This window comes from Eubacterium multiforme, from assembly GCF_030813415.1.
GTDB lineage: Bacteria > Bacillota > Clostridia > Clostridiales > Clostridiaceae > Clostridium > Clostridium multiforme.
In genome coordinates this window covers 1-16,587 of the sequence record NZ_JAUSUF010000011.1, presented here as the reverse complement: position 1 = coordinate 16,587, position 16,587 = coordinate 1, and the positions used below count along the sequence as shown (strand labels likewise).

Genomic DNA, 16,587 nt, shown 5'->3' with positions numbered 1-16,587 from the left:
GTTTAAATTTTTATATAAACTTAACTCTATTTTTTTAATATTTTTTGATTTGATGATGCCAATTTCACATCATATTGTATATTATTATCTGTTGCTAAATTTTCTAAATATCTTCCAAACTTAAAATATATACCTTTATTTAAATTATATATATCAGGAAATTTCAAAGCAAATTCTTCTTCTGTAAGCCCTGAGTAAATAATAACCTTTAAATTATTATTAAGTGAAGTCTTTACTAATTCTCTAAGTTCATCAGGCTGCAAAGACCACTCTAACCCTGCAAGTATTATTCCTTCATTAAATGGATTTTTAAGTACTTCTTTTATTATATCCTCTGAATCCATTTCTATTGTAGGTAATTCCTTTATAGATTGATTAAAGCATCCCTTACAATTAAACTTACAATCTATTGCAGAAATAAGAGCACCCATAAATGGGGCATCCTCTACTCTTTCATGAACAATTCCTTTAAGTCTTATAATCATAGCTTTAATTGATTCCTATCCTTAAACTCTGATTTTTTACCATCATTAAAGAATTCTACTTTTCTTAAATATCCTGTTATTCTTTGATATAAATCTAACTTTTTACCACATATAGGACAATTATCCACCTTTTCTTTAATATATCCATGGTCTTCACAGTATCTATTTAAAGGTGAAAGACTTATATATGGAGTTCTGTATTTTTCACAAATTGTTTTTACTATATGCTTTGCGGCATCTCCACTAATTGCACCATCACAATATATATGAACAACAGTTCCTCCTGTAAACAATATTTGAAGATCATCTTGATGATCAAATAATTGCTTTAATCCCTTTACTTCATTTGGTGGTATATGACATGAATTAGTATAATATGGAGCTTCCTTTGGTCCCCTTGTTATTATGTCATCATAAACTGCAACATCTTTCTTAGCTAGACGATAACAAGTAGATTCAGCGGGAGTAGCTTCAAAATTATAAAGATTTCCTGTTTCTTCTTGGAATTCAATTAAACATTCTCTTATAAAATTACATACTTTAATTGAAAAATCTTTACCTTCCTCTGTTAATATATTTTTACCATTAAAGTTTTCACACATCTCATTTAATCCAACTATTCCAATTGTACTAAAATGATTATTTAATGTTCCTACATAAGTATCAAAGGCTGGTAACATATTTTTATTTATCATATTTTCATTAAGCCATTCTCTCTTTATTTCTAAACTATCTTTTGCAATAGTTAATACTTCATGTAATCTACTGAAAAATGCCTCTTCATTATTTTTATTTTGATAAGCTAATCTAGGTAAGTTTATAGTTACTACACCTATACTTCCTGTACTATCTCCACTACCAAAAAGTCCACCATTTCTCTTTCTTAATTCTCTAAGGTCTAAGTTAAGTCTACAACACATAGACCTTACATCACTTTGATCCATATCTGAATTTACAAAGTTTGCAAAATAAGGATATCCAAATTTTCCTGTCATCTCAAATAACATTTTGTTATGAGGGTTATCCCAATCAAAATCCTTATTTATATTATAAGTTGGTATTGGATATGCAAATGGTCTTCCTCTAAAGTCTCCTTCATTCATAAGTTCATAGAAAGCCTTATTTAATAAATCCATTTCTTCTTGGCAATCTTTATATTTAAAATCTCCTATATCATCTCCAATTAATACAAAGTCATCCTTTAAATCATTTGGAGGAATTAAATCAAAAGTTATATTTGTAAAGGCAGGTTCCGCTCCTGCTCTACTATTACTATTTATACTAAAAATAAAGTTTTGAATATTTTGCTTTATTTCTTTATAACTTAATTTATCCTTCTTTATATAAGGTGCTAATAAGGTATCAAATGAATTAAATGCAACAGCTCCCATAATTTCATTTTGATATATTGTAACTAAATTAGCTATTTGATTTAAGACTGCATCAAAATGTCTAGCAGGGCCACTTGTTGGGATATTAGGAATTCCTTGAACTCCCATCATTATTATATTTCTAAGGGAATATCCACAGCAGTATAATGTTAACCCTCCTAAATCATGAATATGTAAATCTCCACTAACATAAGCGTTAATTATTCTTTTGTCTTTATAAACTTCATTTAACCAATAGTCCTTTGAAACCTCTGCTATTATATGCTTATTAAGACTTCCAAAACTATATGGTGAATTTGAATTTTCATTAACTCTCCAGTCAGATTTATCTAAATAGTCATTTATAATTTTTTTACTTTCTATCATAAATAACACTTCCTTCGTTTTTTATAACCTAATTACGATTATACATTATTATAAAAAAATATAATAATATAAATCTATTATAGCTAATATAACTAATATATTATTTAAAATCGTTTTTGATAATCCATTAGTTATATAAACTTTTTTTAATTTATTTTACTTAATTTTAAAATAAAAAAACAATATAATTACTTACTTATCACTTATATTGTCATAAAATTCTCTCCATCTTTTTCTTGCTATATTCTTTTCTTTTTCTGGTGTCTTTTGAGTATTTTTAATAAAGTGGCTTATCATTACAAATGTATTTCCTTCTCTTAAAAAGAAAAATCGTGAATCTAAAACACGAATCTTATAAATATTCTTTTCTAAATTTCTTATAATGGGTGCTCCAATGGTTGTCCCCTTTTCTCTTAAAAGCTGAAAACTTTTATTAATTTTATCTAATTTAACCCTTGCTCTTTTATCATTAGAACTCTTCTCTTCTAGCTTATTTATGTATTCTAAAACAGGAGATTTCCCATTCTTATCTTTAAAAAATGATATATCATACATAATAAATTTATATCCTCCTTCCTTATATCTATTATAATATATCTAATCTATTATGTTATCAAAAAAAATTTATCAGTTAGGTTAATTTTATTTTTCAATCTTTTTATTTTCTTCTTAATATATTTACTTTAATAAAATTTTTAAATATTTTATTTTTTGAAAAGGTTTTATTTGCTCAGTATTATATTGAGTTTAATTTTGTTTCTAAAATGTGTACTCTTCTTCAAAAGCACAATATATGTATTTTATGTATTTTTCTGTATTGTTTTTTCAAAATTATTAGTTATAAAATAGTATAGATATTTAAATATATTAAATAAAGTATATTAATGAAACCTTAGTATTTACTATGTTTTCATTATACAAGGAGGATTTATGAAGTGGTTTAAATCTTTTTCAAAATTTCATAAAATATATTTTGTATTTTTCTTACTTGTTAATATATTTTTCTTTTTTAGTCCACTATATACTGGAGGATCAATTTCTGATGTAATAAATATATTAACAATAGCAGGACTGTTCTCAGCTATAACAGGACTTTTTGCTGCTATATACACAGCACGTGCTGAAACAGCAGCCTATGCTTGGGGTGTTATAAACACTTGCTTTTATATATTTGTTTCTTTATCCCGTCATATGTATGCTGAAGTTATATTATATACAATATACATGCTACCTATGAACATTTATGGTTTCTTTGCTTGGAGAAAAAGTACACTAGAAAATAAACAATCTGACTCATCTTCTCAAACTATAGAAGTAAGAACCTTAAAAAAGAAACAATGGATTGGAATTGTTATATTTGTTGTAGTAGTTTGGTTTCTTTATTCTAGATTCGTATACTACTTACCAAATATAATACAAAATACCTTTAATAATATTATAGCACCAGATAAGAATTATTTAATAGATTCCTTTACAGCAACAGTAACTATTTGTGCTGTTATAGTTTCTACACAAAGATTTAAAGAGACTTGGTATTTTTGGTTATTATCTGATTCAGTAGGAATAGTATTATACTTACATTCCTTATTTGGAAATCCAGTATTCTCCCTTGCTGCCTTATCAGGTGCAATGATGTGGATACAATATACAGTTAATAGCTTATATGGATTAGTTATCTGGAAAAAGATTGATAAAAATCAACATACAGCCTAATATTTATTAATAAAAAATGCAAAGATAGTTAAATTATAAATTTAATTACCTTTGCATTTTTTATATTTAATATGATAAATTTTTCTTTATATTTAACAATTCTTTTTTAATCTTTTTCTTATTTTTTAAGTATCTTTACTAAATCATCTACAATAGATTTTCCTCCAAGAGGTTTAAGATAATAATATTTAGATTCATCATTATCTTTTTTAATTCCTTTAGGTATAATCTTTTTATTTTTTAAATAATTAACCATTTCATTAGTCATATATTTTGGATTACTCACTCCAAAACAACATATTACATTTTGACTTTCATTCATAATTAATTCTTTATCTTTTCTGTAATTATTAAATATTGATGTAATTGATTTTTTATCCTCTTCATTAATTGAATTTCTAATATTTTTTACTTCTTCTTTAAATTTTTGAGAATTAGGATTTCTTACATCATTTAAATTTATTATATATACATTATCCCAATTCATTGAATCCATAATTTTCATAGTTTCCATTTGAACATTATCTGGAATAGTTTCAATAAGAGAAATCCCAGGTCCACCATTATTAATAAATTCATCTAAAGTATATATCCTTAAATCTTCTTCTAATGGATTAATTGGTTTTCCACTACCTGGATTCATCATTATAAATATAGAACTAATTTTTTCATTATTATTTTTCTTCCTAGATATCTTTAATACATTTCTACATTTTACTTTGCCTAAATTAGGTATAATTACTGAATAAAAGGACCCATACACATTAAAGGTTTCTTTATAATTTTTTAATGTATAATTACTAATCATAAAATCTTCCCTCTCTCTAATAAATTGATTTTAGGTGAAAGTCAGTTTTAAAACATATCCAATTTATTTATATTATAGTCTATATCTTTAATTATTATAGTTTATAAATAAAACTTCAACCTCATATTAACTCTCTTTATATAAGAAAAAGGTAAAGACTTTTAATAGCCTTTACCCTTTATTTATAACTTTATTTTTATTTTCATATAAAAATATCTTTAGTGCATAATAGTTGTTGCTGAACATATAGCCATTACTTTATCAAATAATGACATTTTAGTATTTTCTTCTTCTCCAAATATTAATTTAACTTTGTAAAATACCATTAAAGCTTTCATTGATATAACCTCCTATAAATTCTAAAATTCACTTAGAATTATTACTTGTATTATATAAAATTAATCTATTACTTTATATTAATTTTATTTCCTATTTTAAGGAAGTTATACCATTTTTTATATTTTATTCTTTAATAACTTTTACTAATTCTTTAACTAAATTACAATCTACTACATCATATCCATATTCATCATCACTATAAGCATAACTTACATTATTTTTAGTTGTAGTTTTATCTTTAAGCCATGTTTTACAAGAACTATGTACTTGTGTAATACCTGTACTTTCCATAAACTCTCTTGCATTTTCTGAGTTCATTCCACTACCTGCTAATATTTCAATTCTATCTCCATATTTTTTCTGTAAATCCTTTAATAGTTTTATCCCATAAATAGCTTTCTCTTCTAATCCACTTGTAAGAACTCTATCTACACCTAAATCAATTAATATTTCCATTGAATCATATGGATTATTAACACAATCAAAGGCTCTATGGAATACTACTTCCTTGTCTTTACCATAGGATTTAACTATTTCTATAACTTCTTTTGTTTTAGAAATATCAATATTACCTTCACTATCTAAACAGCCAAAAGCAATTCCATCTGCACCATTTTCCATCATAGATTTTACATCTAAAAGAATTGTTTCATAATCTTCTTTGTCATAGCAAAATCCTGCACCTCTAGGTCTTACCATGCAAATAACTTTTAAATTAGTATTTTTCTTTGTTAAAATAAGGCTTGCAACAGTAGGAGTTAATCCTCCCATATATAAGGCACTGTTTAACTCAACTCTATCTGCATTTCCTTTATACGCTTGTAGACAATCATAATAACTTCCACAACATACTTCTACTATTTTATTCATGCTCTCCTCCTAATTTTAGAAAACTCAATGCATATATTTTAGCATTTAAAATAATATCTTCAATATCCATCCACTCATTTGGATTATGTCCAATCCCCTTTTGTCCTGGAAAGCTTGGTCCAAAAGGAACAATATTTGGCATTGCCTTTGCATAAGTCCCTCCTGTAGTTGTTACAGGTGTTCCATCAAGTCCTGTTACTTCTTCATAAGCTTCTTGAAGTTTTTTAACTAAAAAACAATCTTTTTCAAATTTAACTGGATTATAATTATGAAGTAATTTTAAAGTTAGATTTTTAGATATCTTTTTATTTATTTGTGTTGTTATTTCTAAAATATTTGTACTAGCTGGATAACTTAAGGTAAAATTAAATACACAATTTTCATTTTCTACATCTAAAGAATATCCTCGAATTTGCATCTTACCAAATTCTTCATCTGAATAATCTATTCCAAGCCTATCTCCATTATCTTTGCTCTGAAGAAAGTATCTGTTTACAAAATCAAAAAACTCTTTTAAGTTTTCTTTATTAGTAGTTATTTCAAATTTTGCTCTACCTCTTTCTCCATAAACAACAGGATATTTACAATCTGGAGTCCATCCCATTACAGGTGGTTTCTCTTTACTTAAATAATATTCTAAATCCTTCATTCCTGTTTCTTCATTAGTTCCAAATATAATTCTAATTGGTTTATTAAAAGAAACATTACACTCTTTACAAGCATATAATGCATACAAACATGACATTATTGGTCCTTTATTATCTAATACTCCCCTTGAATATATTCTTCCATCCTTTATAAAGCCACTAAAGGGAGGCTCTATCCATCCATCTCCAACAGGCACAACATCTAAGTGTCCCATAACTCCAATATAATCTTCTCCATCACCAAGTTCTGCATAACCTGCATAGCCATCTAAATTTTTTGTTTTAAACCCAAGATTTTCCGAAATTTCTAAGGCCTTAAGTAAACAATCATTAACACCTTTTCCAAAAGGCATTTTAGGCTCTGCCTTTCCTTCTACACTATCAATTTTAACTACTTCAATAATATTTTTAATAAGATCTTCCCTTAAGTCATCTATCTTTTTTAAAATTATATCTTTCATATTTACACTTACTTTCTAACTAGTGGTGCTGTTCTAGTTTTCATATAATTATCAAGCCACTCTTGACTTGCTACTTCGTGAATGCATTTACCATCTACATTTTTAGTTATGTAAACAGTTGGCTCTTCATTTTCAGTAGTTACTGCAAATGAAAATCCATCAATATTAGTTGCAACTCCCCACTGACCTTTATTGTTCATAGCTACTAATGATATATCTCCTGCATTTCCTCTTCTTTCTTTAAGTTCTTTATCTAACTTATTTACAGCAATTTCACAAGCCTCTTGTGGATGATGCCCTTCCTTCATTAAATAAACAATTTCATAGGAAATACATCCCTTCATTAAATCTTCTCCTAATCCTGTTGCACTAGCTCCCCCAACTTTAGAGTCTACATAAAATCCTGATCCTGAAATAGGTGAATCACCAACTCTTCCCTTTTTCTTCATAAATAATCCGCTTGTTGATGTAGCTGCTGTCATATCACCATTTTTATCAAGACATACCATACCTACAGTATCATGTCCACTATAAGGTTTAATTTCCTTTTCCTTTACCTCTTTAACCCTGTTATGATAATGAATTTTTGCACGATCTGTTAACATATTCTTACGTTCAAATCCTTCTTTGTGAGCAAATTTTTCTGCACCTTCTCCTACTAATAAATTATTTACCCTTTCTTTGCTTAAACGTCTTGCAATACTAATTGGATTTGCAAAATCTTTAATTGCTGCAACGGCTCCAATATCAAAGGTAGTTCCATCCATATATGCAGCATCTAATTCTACTTCCATTTCTTCATTAGGTAATCCCCCATAACCTACAGATTTATAAAATGGAAAGTCTTCTACCTCTCTAATTGCAGTTTCAATTGCATCTCCTGCAGAACCTCCACTACTTAAAATTTCCCTTCCTTTTGTAATTCCTTCTACAGCCATACGCCAAGTTGCAATCATTCCATACATATTAACATCCTCCTTTTTATAAAATACTTAATTTTTTTAGTTTTTATAATATTTCAAAAAGGACTTATTCAAAATATGAATAAGTCCTTTAAATTTAATATATTAAAATCATTAGATTTATTTATATTTTACTTTTTAAGCTTAAATCCAAATTTACTCCAAGATTCAATATAATCTATTAAAAATTCTTCTTCTTTAACAACATGCCCTACAACATTTACTTTACCATTATTTTTCATATCTTTTCTTGCAAGTTGCATTTCCCCAGCATATTTTGTATACAAATCTGAATCTATTAATATATCCCCTCTTTTTATATCTTTAACATTAAAAGGTTCAAATTTTTCGCCTTTATATTTAACTCTTGATGCACTTGATCTTATAACATATTCAGAACAATCTCCTCTATTTAAATGAAACTCTTCTAATACTATCTTCTTTTGAAGTTCTGGAATTCCTTCTTCTAAGTTAACAGAAAGTTCTACCATTTCCTTATTAACTTCACTTAATAATTTAAGTTCCTCCTCTGAAGCAAAAGCATTCCCAATTATAACATCATCAATTAAACCTGTTGCAAATAAATGTTTAGCTTGTACATCTATTGGCATATCTCTATGCATTTCTAAAGTACAAAGGCCTTCATTTAATGGCCATGGCCCTATTGTTGCATTTTTAGAATTAACAAAAGCTGCTGTTTTGATTCCATATTCTTTAAATTGCTTATTGCATTTCATAAAGTGATCATAAGATAATCCTGTATACATATGTGGATAAAAATTATGACATCCATATATATTATCTAAATTAGGTTTGTAAGACATTATATTGTCTACATATTTGCTACCATTACTCATATTAAGTTCAATTTTTAGATTATCTTTATTAAAAGACATTATAGATTCTTCATTTCCAGCAAAACCTAAATCTAATCTTATTCCACTTAATCCAATTTTTTTAAATATTGAAAGGTCTGTTATACTAGCTCCTAACTCTTTAAATATATTAGGCTCTACATCTGCTATAACTTCCATATTATTTTTATTAGCAGCATCTACCATAGTCTTAAATTCTTTTACAATATAATCTACTGATTTTCCTTCAACAGATAATAAACATGTAAATATCCTTTTAAAATCATATTTTGCAGCAAGATCAATATAATCTAATATTTCATTCATATTGCTATGCCCTGGATAAACTGAAATCCCAAGTCTTCTCATCTTAATCCCTCCACTATTATGGATATAAGTTTTTAATTTTTATTTAAAACAAATCTCCTTTGTTAAAGATGTTACATCTTCCTTATTAACTAAAGCTTTAGCTAATTTACACATATTATTTAGTGCATCATTTAAGCCTGTACCGCCTTTTTTAGGAGTAATTACAATATTTAATTTGTCTTTAAATTCCTTTATTGTTTCTTCATTTTCTACAGACATAGCTGCAAAGGCTGGTACATCTGTTGTTTGATTTATGTCATAAGCAACTCTAGCTGCCATACTTGCATAATCAGTAAAATTAAAAGCTGGACCACACATTACTACATCTGGATTAACTTTCTTTACCATTGCACAAAGTTTTCTTGAAACCTCATCTGGATTAGCTAAATAAGTGCCATTACCACAATAAAGACATGCTATTACTTTTCCATCAACCTTCTTTAAGAAAGGTTCCATCATAATAGCTGGTCCTAATGGTTCTTTTTTTGCACTTAATGGTACCATTTTATCATCCTTAGTACCTGCACCAGCTTGTATTTGATCATAAATCATTATAATTTTCATTGACACTTTGTCATCATCTCCTATAAATCGTCGAAATTTAAATCATCTAGAGATATATCTTCATCATCCTTAGACTCTATTGCCTTCGCTTCTTCTTCCATGTATTGTTTATCCATTATTTTAATAAATGGTGTATAAATGAATACTCCTAAAACTAGTAATCCAGCTTGAAGTAATGCACCTACCCAGTTTGTTGCAAGCCAACCAGAAATGATAATTGGTGTTGTCCATGGAATATTAACTCCATTACAAATAGGAACCAGTCCTATATTCATTGCGAAATAAGAAATAACTATATTGATTGTTGGAACCAGCATAAATGGAACTAACATTGTTGGATTTAATACTATTGGTAATCCAAATACTATTGGTTCGTTTATTCCAAATATTCCTGGAACTAAAGCTAATTTTCCAAGTTCTGTTATACGTTTAGATTTACAGAATAATAACATTGCGATTAATAATGATAATGTGGAACCGCATCCACCAAATGTTGCAAATAAATCTTGGAATTGTTGACAGATAATATGACTTTGTCCAACTCCATTCTTAAAGAACTCTAAATTATCAGCTGTTAATGTTTGAAGTATAGGATTAAATACAGCACCTACAACAGATCCTCCATTTACTCCAAAGAACCAGAATAAATGTAAGAAGATGTATGCAATAACCATAGCTCCTAATGTATCACCTAAATTCATAAGTGGTAATTGTAGGAATTTAAATATAATTGAGAATACATCAGTTCCAAAGAAACCAAAAATTAGATTTATAAAGAAGAATACAATCATAACAATTCCAGCTGGAATTAAAGCTGCGAAAGATTGTACTACTGTTGGTGGAACACCAGCAGGCATCTTTATTACCCATCCTTTACGTTCTACAAAAGCATAAATATGAACTGATAAAAATGCACATATGATACCAACAAATATACCTTTAGCTCCTACCCAACCAAGTGGAAGTCCTCCAGCTAAAAATACTTCAACTTTACTTGCAAGCCCTTGAACAGTTGCCTCTCCTTTTACACCATAAGGCATAAGTAAAAACCAAGACATTACTGATACAGCAGCTCCAAATATAGGATTTGTTTTCATTTGTTTAGCAAATGAATATCCTATACCAATTACAGCAAACACTGCCATAATTGTAAAAGTTGCATCAGCAGGCTTACCCATATAAGCTGCTAATGTGCTTCCATTAATAGATACAGAGCCTAACCACTCTGTCCATGCTGGAATTGGGAAATTTGCAATTAATAAGAATAATGACCCTACAATTAATAATGGTGTTGATACTAAGAAACCATCACGGATAGCAATTAAATATTTGTTTTTACCAATTGCTTCAGCTAGTGGCATCAACACTTTTTCTAACCATTTTAGCATATAATGTTCCCCCTCTTTTTTTATCTATATATAAGTAATCGTTATCACAAAAGTCATAAAAAGATTACTTACTATACAATATTATTTCTTTGAAGATTTAATTAATTTAATAGCAGTTTTTAAAACCTTTTCTCCATTCATCATGCCATAATCACCAGCATCAATAACTGCTATAGGAATACCAGTTTTTCCAAAGTCTTGAACAGTCTTATCATATAGATACTTTACTTGTGGTCCAAGTAAAATACAATCAGGATTAAGTGATTCAACAATTTCTCCTAACTTATCATGAGGATAAGCCTTTACTTCAATTGGTAATGAATGATCATTTGCAACTTTTTGCATTGCACTTGCTAACATACTTGTAGACATTCCTGCGCTACAAAATAAATAAATTTTTTTCATTTTACATTCTCCCCCCATTAATTAATGTTTTATCATTGTATTTATATTAGAAAAATAATAATTATTTATTCTCTAAAGTAATAATACGTTCATAAGTATCAATTAACTCATTAGCAAAGATTTTACAAGTTTCAGCTGACATTAATTGATCCTCTGCATGTAATAATAATAAATTTGGATTTACACCCTCGCCACTTGTTTCTTTTTGAATTAATTCAGCATGAGCATTGTGCCCTTGTGAAAAAAATGTTTCTCCTTCTTTTATACATTCCTTTGCTTTTTCAAAATTACCTTTCTTAGCTTCTCTAATAGCTTCAACATAACTGCTTCTTGCCATTCCCGCCGCTGAAATAATTTGAAAACATACTAATTCTAATCCTTCCATAACATATCCTCCTAGTTGTTATTTATATTATATTATTTTTAATGGACTATTATCTTTAATGTTTCTTCCTATCTATTAGGAAGGATTTGCAATACTTATAACTTTAGTCTTTGCAATAAGATCATGAATAGCTTTATGATCCTTTCTAAATAGTACTAATAAGGCTGATATAACACTAATAGCTATTCCTAAATACATTAATGGTGTTATAAAATTTTTATTACTAAGTAATGACATAATTTGATGTAATATATTACTTGCAGAAATTAAAGAGCCTTCTATTATAAAGATTCCAATAATTTGTCTTAAAAATAAATCTTTAGAAGTTACATCTTCACCATTTCCTTTAGTTATTTTAAAATGGCACCATCTTTTTCCTAATGTTTGTCCCTTCCAAATTTTTAATGGAACAATAAAATAATAAAAGAATGCAAATACTAGTCCTACCCCTCCAGCTATTAATGCATACTTTTCTGGATATTGAAGTAAATTTACATTTAACTCATCAGTATTTGTTGTCTTCATATATATCATAACCATTGGTAATGATATAAACATACTTCCTAAATACCAATCAACCATATATGCAACAAAACGCTTCCAAGATGGAACATCACAAGAAATTATATTTTTATTTTCTTTATCCTTTTTTATTTTCTTTCTCATATTCTTCTCCTTTATACCAAAACTTGGTTTATAAATTCTTTATAACTTTTTACCTCTAGTAAACTAGCAAATCTACTAGAATTAGATACTACGTTACTTAACCAATCAAAAAATACCCTTAAAATTTTTCTATCATCCTCACTAATAGCAAATAAGATTACAAGTCTTACATCAAATTCTCCCCATTTAAGCGGTTCATCTAATATTGCAATACTTAAAGATGATTGATTTGAAGTTATACCATTAAAACTATGTGGAATAGCAAAGCCATAGGCAAAAGAAGTTGCAGATATCTTTTCTCTTTGTAATACACTATCTTTAAATTCATCATTAACATATCCATTTTCATATAAATTGTCACACATATTTGTTATTAAATCTTCTGGATTAGTTGCTTTTACATGTGTATAAAAAAACTCTTTCTTTATAAGTTTTAAAACTAAGCTTTCAAAATCATCTTGGCATCTAATCTTATCTAAATCATTTAACCCTTGGAAAATCCTACTTTCATCCTCATAATTAACAAATAAGGAAATCTGTATTGTTAAAATATCAAGATTATGTTTAAGTGGTAAGGTTGTTAAAATTAAGTCTGGTTTTAACTCAATAATTTCTGATTCTTCAAAAAAACTCATAGATTCAATAATGTCTATACGTTCTCCAAAACGATTAACAACCTTTTGAAGACATAAATTAGATAAAGTTTGATTATAAGGATAAATCATAACTACTCTATATTTACAATTAAGATTTGCCCTCTCATAAGCAGCTCCTAAATGTAATGCAATAAAAGCAATTTCATTTTCTTTAATTTTTATATGAATCTTTTCTTCTAATAGTTTACTAACCCTTACTCCCATTTCAAATACTAATGGATATCTACGCTTTATTTCTTGCAAGTACATATTATCAACTTCAATATTCTTAATTTGTCTCTCTAATAGTGACATAATATGCATCTCTAACCCAATTTTAAGTTCACTATCAGAGCTAAAATCAATGTCAAATAACTCTTTAATATCAACAATAATCTCTTCTACTAAATCTGAAACTGCATAATCAGTTTGATCCTTTACTATATCGTTTGCATAATTAGTACTCTTTTTTCCTAATAATCTTAGTGCTAATAATACTATCTCATCTTCAACAATTTCAATTCTTATTTCTCTTGCTACTTTTTCAAAAAATTCCTTAGCAATTTTATATTCAATGCTAACTCTTAACTCTTCAGTGCTTCTATCTGTTTTAATAAAATTGTGTCTTATTATACGCTCTATAGCAATTCCTATATGCATCATAAGCATTGGGAAAGCTAGTTCACGAACATGATAGTTATATTTTTTAAATGTATTTTCTAATATATCCTTTACTTGAATTAAATCAAAATCTTTATAAAGAGAAGATATTTTATTTAAATTTAGGAAATTCCCCTTTGTCTCACTTGCTAATAAATCTTTATATAATTTACGCTTGTCCTCTTCATTTCCTGTTAATTTAATATAATTTTTACTTCTTACAATTTTTAAACTATCATATGATTCAAGCATTTTCCTTATTTTTTTAATATCATTATCAATGGAATAACCTGAAACAAATATTTTATCTTGTAAAAAAGTTAAATTAATTTCATTTCTCTCAAATAATAATTCTTGAATTATATAAATACATCTTTCCTCTGGTGTTTGAGGAATTACCTCATTTAATTCAATATTTAAACTTTGTAATTTATCTTTATTAATTTTATAACCCTGTCTTAAATTTGATTCAATTAGATTATCCTCATAAAATTTATTGATATTTAAAATATCACTTCTAACAGTACGATCAGATACACCAACTAACTTAGCCAATTCTCGGCCTATAATCCAACCTTTATTTTCTTTCATAAGCATAATAATTTTTTCTTGCCTTTTATTTAGCACTTTATCACCTCTTCCTTAAATCCCATATAAATACCCTTTTATTAAACTTATTTATTATTAGGAAGTTTGTGTATTATGTAAATTAAATCCAGCTATTAGTACACATCTTATTTATTGTTTGTTAAAAATATTTACTTTTTTTCTTTATTATACCTCAACTTTTTAAACTTTACCGCCAATAGATTTCCTAGTATTAGGAAATCCATTAAAAACAAAATATTTCCTAAATAAAAAGTCAAAAAAAAATAATCTAATATTAAATATTATTAATAAAAAGACTGAATAATTTTATAAAATCATTCAGTCTTTTATATAAATTTAATATATATTTAAATTAAATATTTTAATAATCAACTTTAATATAAACATTCTTCACTAGCTTCACCAACTTCAACTTTACTTACTGGTGCTTCTTTTTCAAAATCCCATGGATCCTTTTTAATTAATTTATTTGCAAATGGTATAAAGGTTGATACTATTGTTGCAACTAACAATAGTTGACAGAACCAAACCAAAGGCATAATTTCCATAGGAGAAACTTTTCCCTTTGCAAAGCTAGTTAATATTAACATCTGTGCACCATAAGGAATAAATCCTTGAAAAATAGAAGAAACTGTACTTAAAATGGCTGCACTTCTTCTTGGGTCAACCTTATATCTATAGCAAAGTTTTTTAGCTACAGGTCCATTTATTATAATAGCAACTGTATTATTTGCTACAGCTATATCTGTAAGTGCTACTAAAACACCAATTCCTATTTCAGCAGATTTTTTACCTTTAATGAATTTTTGTATACTTTGTAGTAATGCTTCTATACCTCCAGCCTTCGTTACTAACTCGGCCAGACCACCAGTTAACATTGATAGCAAAAATATATCAGTCATATTAGTAAATCCAGTATATATACTCTTAACAAATGAAAGAATTGTTAAATCTCCATAGTACAAGCCAATTGCACCAGCTAAAAAGATTCCTCCAGTTAATACTAAAAATACATTCATTCCAGCAACTGCTAATACTAATACAAATAAATAAGGTAATACTTTAATTAAGTTGAAATCGTATACACGAGCTTGAGGTATAACCTCAGGTTTTCCAAATATAAATAGCAACACAATTGTAATAATTGCTGGAACTAAACTTAAGTATGCATTAATTTTAAATTTATCTTTCATTTCGCATCCCTGAGTTCTTGTGGATGCTATTGTAGTATCTGAAATAATAGAAAGATTATCTCCAAGCATTGCTCCACCTAATACACAAGCCATTATAAGAGGTAATGATGCCCCTGACTTTTCAGATATTGCAACTGCAATTGGTCCAACTGCTGCAATTGATCCAACTGATGTTCCTGTTGCAGTAGAGATAAAACTAGAAATTAAAAATATTCCAATTACTATAAATTGTGGTGGTATATATGTTAAGCCAAGATTTACTGTAGAATCTACTCCACCCATTTGTTTACAAACATTTGCAAAGGCTCCAGCAAGTAAATATATAATACACATTATTATAATATTTGAATTTCCACAACCTTTTACAAAAGTATCAAACTTTTCATCAATTGACCCTTTAATTATAAAAAATGCTGATATAACACCACAGCTAACTGCAACTGGAGCTGGGAACTGGTAAAATGCCATTTCTACACCTTGTATTTGAAGAATTATTCCACTACCTAAATAAATAACTATAAAAATTAAAAATGGTAATAACGCTTTAAAATTCGGTTTTACTGTTTCTTCTGTTTTTTTCATATGTCCCTCTCCTTTAAATCAAAAATAATTAAATTTAATTAGCTTAAAAAACAAAACCTAGTTCAGTTATATAAGCTAAACTAGGTTGTGTCTGTTTTAAATGTTTATTTTTAGGAATATTTACTTTTTTAGCTTTTTATAAAAATTTTATTCTTCTATTAAATCTAAAGCTTGTTTTAAGTCAGCAATTATATCTTCAGCAGTTTCAAGACCAACTGATAATCTAATTAATCCA

At 27.5% G+C, this 16,587-nt stretch carries 17 protein-coding genes; 1 reads left to right on the top strand and 16 read right to left on the bottom strand.

Annotated features, from left to right (window positions below):
* Positions 1 to 26 precede the first annotated feature (26 nt).
* The 3 genes from J2S18_RS12605 to J2S18_RS12595 form a co-directional block, all read right to left on the bottom strand.
* Positions 27 to 485 carry a 4Fe-4S cluster-binding domain-containing protein gene (locus J2S18_RS12605; RefSeq protein WP_307487338.1) on the bottom strand — a complete coding sequence of 153 codons (459 nt, stop codon included), beginning with the start codon at positions 483 to 485 and terminating at the stop codon, positions 27 to 29.
* Positions 482 to 2,242 (bottom strand): ribonucleoside triphosphate reductase, encoded by a 1,761-nt coding sequence (locus J2S18_RS12600; protein WP_307487337.1) that lies wholly within the window; start codon positions 2,240 to 2,242, stop codon positions 482 to 484. Before J2S18_RS12600 ends, J2S18_RS12605 begins: the two co-directional genes overlap by 4 nt.
* A gap of 192 nt (positions 2,243 to 2,434) precedes the next feature.
* A complete protein-coding gene (locus J2S18_RS12595; RefSeq protein ID WP_307487336.1) occupies positions 2,435 to 2,797 on the bottom strand; it encodes a type II toxin-antitoxin system RelE/ParE family toxin in 363 nt (120 codons plus the stop codon).
* A gap of 375 nt (positions 2,798 to 3,172) precedes the next feature.
* Here J2S18_RS12595 and pnuC point away from each other — a divergent pair, with 375 nt between their 5' ends.
* On the top strand, positions 3,173 to 3,955 hold the full coding sequence (gene pnuC / locus J2S18_RS12590; protein ID WP_307487335.1) for a nicotinamide riboside transporter PnuC: 783 nt from the start codon (positions 3,173 to 3,175) through the stop codon (positions 3,953 to 3,955).
* Positions 3,956 to 4,073: 118 nt separating this feature from the next.
* Here pnuC and J2S18_RS12585 read toward each other — a convergent pair whose 3' ends face one another.
* The 13 genes from J2S18_RS12585 to J2S18_RS12525 form a co-directional block, all read right to left on the bottom strand.
* The gene (locus tag J2S18_RS12585; protein WP_307487334.1) at positions 4,074 to 4,763 is read right to left on the bottom strand and encodes a hypothetical protein; all 690 of its coding nucleotides are present in this window, start codon (positions 4,761 to 4,763) and stop codon (positions 4,074 to 4,076) included.
* A gap of 462 nt (positions 4,764 to 5,225) precedes the next feature.
* Complete coding sequence (locus J2S18_RS12580) at positions 5,226 to 5,972, bottom strand: copper homeostasis protein CutC (protein ID WP_370873851.1); 747 nt, start codon at positions 5,970 to 5,972, stop codon at positions 5,226 to 5,228.
* Entirely contained in the window at positions 5,965 to 7,080 is a 1,116-nt protein-coding gene (locus tag J2S18_RS12575) for a Sapep family Mn(2+)-dependent dipeptidase (RefSeq protein ID WP_307487333.1), read from the bottom strand. The genes J2S18_RS12580 and J2S18_RS12575 overlap by 8 nt, the downstream gene beginning before the upstream one ends.
* Before the next feature lie 8 nt (positions 7,081 to 7,088).
* Positions 7,089 to 8,045: a glycosylasparaginase gene (locus J2S18_RS12570; RefSeq protein WP_307487332.1), complete on the bottom strand. Its 957-nt coding sequence runs from the start codon at positions 8,043 to 8,045 to the stop codon at positions 7,089 to 7,091.
* A 128-nt stretch (positions 8,046 to 8,173) separates the two neighbouring features.
* A complete protein-coding gene (locus tag J2S18_RS12565; protein ID WP_307487331.1) occupies positions 8,174 to 9,265 on the bottom strand; it encodes a DUF871 domain-containing protein in 1,092 nt (363 codons plus the stop codon).
* A gap of 39 nt (positions 9,266 to 9,304) precedes the next feature.
* On the bottom strand, positions 9,305 to 9,829 hold the full coding sequence (locus J2S18_RS12560; protein WP_307487418.1) for a GrdB-related putative oxidoreductase: 525 nt from the start codon (positions 9,827 to 9,829) through the stop codon (positions 9,305 to 9,307).
* A gap of 20 nt (positions 9,830 to 9,849) precedes the next feature.
* On the bottom strand, positions 9,850 to 11,217 hold the full coding sequence (locus J2S18_RS12555; protein WP_307487330.1) for a PTS sugar transporter subunit IIC: 1,368 nt from the start codon (positions 11,215 to 11,217) through the stop codon (positions 9,850 to 9,852).
* Positions 11,218 to 11,298: 81 nt separating this feature from the next.
* The gene (locus tag J2S18_RS12550) at positions 11,299 to 11,622 is read right to left on the bottom strand and encodes a PTS sugar transporter subunit IIB (protein ID WP_307487329.1); all 324 of its coding nucleotides are present in this window, start codon (positions 11,620 to 11,622) and stop codon (positions 11,299 to 11,301) included.
* A gap of 61 nt (positions 11,623 to 11,683) precedes the next feature.
* Positions 11,684 to 12,007 (bottom strand): PTS sugar transporter subunit IIA, encoded by a 324-nt coding sequence (locus tag J2S18_RS12545; RefSeq protein WP_307487328.1) that lies wholly within the window; start codon positions 12,005 to 12,007, stop codon positions 11,684 to 11,686.
* A gap of 75 nt (positions 12,008 to 12,082) precedes the next feature.
* Complete coding sequence (locus tag J2S18_RS12540) at positions 12,083 to 12,673, bottom strand: RDD family protein (RefSeq protein WP_307487327.1); 591 nt, start codon at positions 12,671 to 12,673, stop codon at positions 12,083 to 12,085.
* A gap of 11 nt (positions 12,674 to 12,684) precedes the next feature.
* A complete protein-coding gene (locus J2S18_RS12535; RefSeq protein ID WP_307487326.1) occupies positions 12,685 to 14,595 on the bottom strand; it encodes a BglG family transcription antiterminator in 1,911 nt (636 codons plus the stop codon).
* Between the two features lie 356 nt (positions 14,596 to 14,951).
* The gene (locus J2S18_RS12530) at positions 14,952 to 16,352 is read right to left on the bottom strand and encodes a Na+/H+ antiporter NhaC family protein (RefSeq protein WP_307487325.1); all 1,401 of its coding nucleotides are present in this window, start codon (positions 16,350 to 16,352) and stop codon (positions 14,952 to 14,954) included.
* A gap of 147 nt (positions 16,353 to 16,499) precedes the next feature.
* Positions 16,500 to 16,587: PLP-dependent transferase (locus J2S18_RS12525; RefSeq protein ID WP_307487417.1), on the bottom strand; the 88-nt coding region annotated here is incomplete at its 5' end.

What these genes read in the sequence shown, in the direction of transcription:
- J2S18_RS12605 (WP_307487338.1), bottom strand. Translation starts at nt 485, where the DNA reads ATGATTATAAGACTTAAAGGAATTGTTCATGAAAGAGTAGAGGATGCC.
- J2S18_RS12600 (WP_307487337.1), bottom strand. Translation starts at nt 2,242, where the DNA reads ATGATAGAAAGTAAAAAAATTATAAATGACTATTTAGATAAATCTGAC.
- J2S18_RS12595 (WP_307487336.1), bottom strand. Translation starts at nt 2,797, where the DNA reads ATGTATGATATATCATTTTTTAAAGATAAGAATGGGAAATCTCCTGTT.
- pnuC (WP_307487335.1), top strand. Translation starts at nt 3,173, where the DNA reads ATGAAGTGGTTTAAATCTTTTTCAAAATTTCATAAAATATATTTTGTA.
- J2S18_RS12585 (WP_307487334.1), bottom strand. Translation starts at nt 4,763, where the DNA reads ATGATTAGTAATTATACATTAAAAAATTATAAAGAAACCTTTAATGTG.
- J2S18_RS12580 (WP_370873851.1), bottom strand. Translation starts at nt 5,972, where the DNA reads ATGAATAAAATAGTAGAAGTATGTTGTGGAAGTTATTATGATTGTCTA.
- J2S18_RS12575 (WP_307487333.1), bottom strand. Translation starts at nt 7,080, where the DNA reads ATGAAAGATATAATTTTAAAAAAGATAGATGACTTAAGGGAAGATCTT.
- J2S18_RS12570 (WP_307487332.1), bottom strand. Translation starts at nt 8,045, where the DNA reads ATGTATGGAATGATTGCAACTTGGCGTATGGCTGTAGAAGGAATTACA.
- J2S18_RS12565 (WP_307487331.1), bottom strand. Translation starts at nt 9,265, where the DNA reads ATGAGAAGACTTGGGATTTCAGTTTATCCAGGGCATAGCAATATGAAT.
- J2S18_RS12560 (WP_307487418.1), bottom strand. Translation starts at nt 9,829, where the DNA reads ATGAAAATTATAATGATTTATGATCAAATACAAGCTGGTGCAGGTACT.
- J2S18_RS12555 (WP_307487330.1), bottom strand. Translation starts at nt 11,217, where the DNA reads ATGCTAAAATGGTTAGAAAAAGTGTTGATGCCACTAGCTGAAGCAATT.
- J2S18_RS12550 (WP_307487329.1), bottom strand. Translation starts at nt 11,622, where the DNA reads ATGAAAAAAATTTATTTATTTTGTAGCGCAGGAATGTCTACAAGTATG.
- J2S18_RS12545 (WP_307487328.1), bottom strand. Translation starts at nt 12,007, where the DNA reads ATGGAAGGATTAGAATTAGTATGTTTTCAAATTATTTCAGCGGCGGGA.
- J2S18_RS12540 (WP_307487327.1), bottom strand. Translation starts at nt 12,673, where the DNA reads ATGAGAAAGAAAATAAAAAAGGATAAAGAAAATAAAAATATAATTTCT.
- J2S18_RS12530 (WP_307487325.1), bottom strand. Translation starts at nt 16,352, where the DNA reads ATGAAAAAAACAGAAGAAACAGTAAAACCGAATTTTAAAGCGTTATTA.